The sequence below is a fragment of the Microcystis sp. M53598_WE2 genome, from assembly GCF_030067735.1.
Taxonomy (GTDB): domain Bacteria; phylum Cyanobacteriota; class Cyanobacteriia; order Cyanobacteriales; family Microcystaceae; genus Microcystis; species Microcystis aeruginosa.
The window spans coordinates 1-3,424 of sequence record NZ_JASJFE010000021.1 but is presented as its reverse complement, the minus strand read 5'-3'; the positions used below and the strand labels follow the sequence as shown (position 1 = coordinate 3,424).

Annotated in this window: 4 protein-coding genes and 1 pseudogene; 4 read left to right on the top strand and 1 reads right to left on the bottom strand. The window is 47.7% G+C overall.

Annotated features, from left to right (window positions below; all coding sequences use genetic code 11):
• Window positions 1-196, top strand: a pseudogene (locus PX636_RS00495) (RNA-guided endonuclease TnpB family protein); the annotation flags it as partial.
• A 46-nt stretch (window positions 197-242) separates the two neighbouring features.
• Here the strand turns inward: PX636_RS00495 and PX636_RS00490 are convergent.
• Window positions 243-1,418: a transaldolase gene (locus tag PX636_RS00490; RefSeq protein ID WP_125730686.1), complete on the bottom strand. Its 1,176-nt coding sequence runs from the start codon at window positions 1,416-1,418 to the stop codon at window positions 243-245.
• Between the two features lie 209 nt (window positions 1,419-1,627).
• Between PX636_RS00490 and rpmI the strand changes: the two genes are divergently transcribed.
• Genes rpmI through PX636_RS00475 form a run of 3 tightly spaced genes read left to right on the top strand, consistent with a single transcriptional unit; the run spans window position 1,628 to window position 3,180 of the window.
• Window positions 1,628-1,831 carry a 50S ribosomal protein L35 gene (rpmI, locus tag PX636_RS00485; protein ID WP_002740108.1) on the top strand — a complete coding sequence of 68 codons (204 nt, stop codon included), beginning with the start codon at window positions 1,628-1,630 and terminating at the stop codon, window positions 1,829-1,831.
• A 31-nt stretch (window positions 1,832-1,862) separates the two neighbouring features.
• Entirely contained in the window at window positions 1,863-2,210 is a 348-nt protein-coding gene (rplT, locus tag PX636_RS00480; protein ID WP_002791991.1) for a 50S ribosomal protein L20, read from the top strand.
• Window positions 2,211-2,223: 13 nt separating this feature from the next.
• Window positions 2,224-3,180, top strand: coding sequence for a PhoH family protein (locus PX636_RS00475; RefSeq protein WP_002757181.1), 957 nt, complete (start codon window positions 2,224-2,226; stop codon window positions 3,178-3,180).
• Window positions 3,181-3,424: the final 244 nt, after the last annotated feature.

Below are 3,424 nucleotides of genomic sequence, written 5' to 3'. Positions count from 1 at the left end.
CAAAAAAGCGTTATCGGAAAGAGTCCACCGGTGTGATTCTTGCGGCCACATTGAACCGAGAGATACGGCATCAGCGAAGATAATCGAGAACCGAGGAAAAAACGCGGTCGGACTGACCGTGTTAGAAAACGCTTGCGGAGGCGGTCGGTTGGGGGTCGTTCAGTTAAACCTGTTTGATCTAGTCAAGAGCCGATGAACCAAGAATCCCCCGCTACACCGCGCGAGCGGTTAGCGGGGGAGAGTTAAGCTTCCACTAAACGAAAAGCCGCACCCAAACCGACAGCGATCTCATCGGGAGAAATTCTGCCATCATGGTTAATATCGATCGCATCAAATACCGCATCGGTTCCCGCCCATTCTTCCCGGGTGATGAAACCATCCCCATCATGATCATAGACTCGGAAAATATCTTCGGCGGCGTGTTCTAGGGTTGACTGACCTTCCAACTGGGTTAAACGTTGAATCAGCAATTGTTCTAATAATTCTAAAGCTTTGGTAAAACCTTGAATACCTTCCGTTAGTTTTTCGGAAGCCATGGCATCTTCGGCGTGCATTTTCTCAAAAGTCGCTTGATCCATGGCAATTTTGACAATATCAAGGGTTGCGGCCTGTGCTGGATCGAGCTTACGGGGTAAATCGGCTTCTGTCTCTTGCAATTGTTCGAGCAGTTTCGGAGAAATGGTTAAAAGATCACAACCAGCTAACTCGCAAATTTCACCGATATTGCGGAAACTTGCCCCCATAACTTCGGTTTTATAGCCAAACTTTTTATAGTAGTTATAGATCTGGGTAACGGATTGGACTCCGGGATCTTCAGCGCCAACGTAGTCTTTACCGGTTTCTTTTTTATACCAATCGAGAATCCGACCGACAAAGGGAGAAATTAAGGTTACTCCCGCCTCCGCACAGGCGATCGCCTGATGGAAACCGAATAATAGGGTTAAATTACAGTGAATTCCCTCTTTTTCGAGGACTTCTGCGGCTTTAATCCCTTCCCAAGTCGAGGCAATTTTAATTAAGACTCTTTCTCTAGAGATACCCGCTTTTTCATACTGGGAAATGAGATAACGGGCCTTGTCGATGGTAGCTTGGGTATCGTAGGAAAGACGAGCATCTACTTCGGTGGAGACGCGGCCGGGGACGATTTGCAGGATTTGCAGACCAAAACCGATCGCTAGGCGATCAAAAGCTAATTTGGCCACATCTTCCGGGGTGGCCTGCTTTCCCAATTCTTTTCTGGCCGCTTGCAGGGTTTGATCGACAATCGGCCGATATGGGGGCATTTGGGCCGCGGCCGTAATCAGGGAGGGGTTAGTGGTGGTATCTTGGGGTGTAAAAGCTTCGATCGCTTGGATATCGCCGGTATCAGCAACAACCACTGTAAATTGGCGTAATTGTTCTAGTAGGGTTTTAGCCATAACTTCTCCAGATGCGTGTTAACGCGAGACTTTATCTGGATCTTAGCGATTCGATCGAGAGGAAGGGGAAAATTCCCGATTGATTTAATTCCCACCCACAGACCTTGCCAAAGTGGGGATAAGCCGGGGAATCTTTTGGCCACTCCTTGCCCAAAGTCCTGTATTTGTGATAGTATTAGTGATTGTGTCGATTTAATAAAAGGGAGTTTATGCCCAAGCTAAAAACGCGAAAGGCGGCGGCCAAACGATTCGAGGCCACGGGAAGCGGCAAAAAAATCAAACGTCGCAAAGCCTTCAAAAATCATCTACTCGATCATAAAAGTGCCGAACGCAAGCGCCGTCGTTTGTCCCAGATTACCCTAGTGGACGAGCGCGACGAGAAGGAAGTGCGCTTAATGTTGCCCTATTTGTAAATTTTCCAGAAAAATTGTCTAAAGGATTATCATGTCTAGAGTAAAACGGGGGAATGTCGCCCGCAAGCGACGCAAAAAAGTTCTCAAATTAGCCAAAGGTTTTCGCGGTTCCCACTCGCGCTTATTCCGTACCGCTAACCAACAGGTAATGAAGGCCTTGCGGAATGCCTATAGAGACCGTCGCAAACGTAAACGCGATTTTCGTCGTCTTTGGATTACCCGCATTAATGCCGCTGCTCGTCAACAGGGCATCAGTTACAGCCAACTGACCGGACAATTAAAGAAAGCTAATATCCTCCTCAATCGGAAAATGTTAGCCCAATTAGCTGTCCTCGATCCCGTCGCTTTTGCTAAAGTGGTAGAACTAGCCAAAGGATAATTTAGCCCCGAGCATGACGGAAACTTGGCAAACGATTCAATTCCCCAGTTCAGAAAGTGCGATCGCTTTAGCGGGTCATCAAGAAGCTAACCTCAAATTGATCGCCAGGCAAACTGGGGCGAATTTAGTCCTCAGAGGCCTGGAATTGCGGATTGCGGGGCAACCGACCCCGGTGGAGCGTGCCACAGCGATTGTGCGCTCCTTAAGTATTTTATGGCAAGAGGCCAAGTTAATCGCCGAAGCCGATATTATGACCGCTATCCATGCCCTCGATACGGGGCGTTCTAGCGAGTATAAAGAACTACAGCAGGATATTCTCGCTCGTACCCGTCGCGGGGAGCTAATTCGGGCGAAAACCTTCCGTCAGCGTCAATATATCCAAGCGATTCAAAGTCACGATATCACCTTTTGTATTGGACCTGCCGGCACGGGGAAAACCTTTTTAGCCGCCGTTTTGGCCGTACAGGCTTTATTAGAAGATAAAGTAGAACGAATTATCCTCACCCGACCGGCCGTGGAAGCGGGGGAAAAATTAGGCTTTCTCCCGGGGGATTTACAGCAAAAAGTCGATCCTTTTTTGCGTCCCCTCTACGATGCTTTATACGAATTTATCGAAGCGGCCAAAATTCCCGACCTGATGGAACGGGGTAAAATCGAAATCGCACCCTTAGCTTATATGCGGGGACGAACCCTAGCTAATGCTTTTGTGATCGTTGATGAGGCCCAAAATACCACCCCAGCACAGTTAAAAATGGTCTTAACTCGCTTGGGATTCGGTTCGCGCATGGTAGTAACTGGAGATGTCACCCAAACCGATTTACCGCAACAACAGGAATCGGGGTTAATTGCCGCTCAAAAAATCCTCAAATCAGTAGAAGGGATCGCTTTTTGTTACCTATCCCGGGCCGATGTGGTGCGTCATCCCTTAGTACAAAAAATTGTCTCAGCTTACGAACAGCACGAAAAATAACAGATTGTTGAGATAGTCGCTCTTGTACTCTTGCGAGAGAGTATAGAATTAGGGTCTGTTGAAAAAGTTTGTTGGTGGGGGCAGGGTGTGGGGTGTAGGGTGTAGGGTGTAGGGTTTTACCCATTTTCAGGCGGTCAATTACCTAATTTTCAGGGAAAAAGTGCCTAAATTTCCCCCCGATCACTCCCATATCCGGTACTTTTTGATTGACAAAAGGTCTAAAAGTCTTATCCAACAAGGTTTT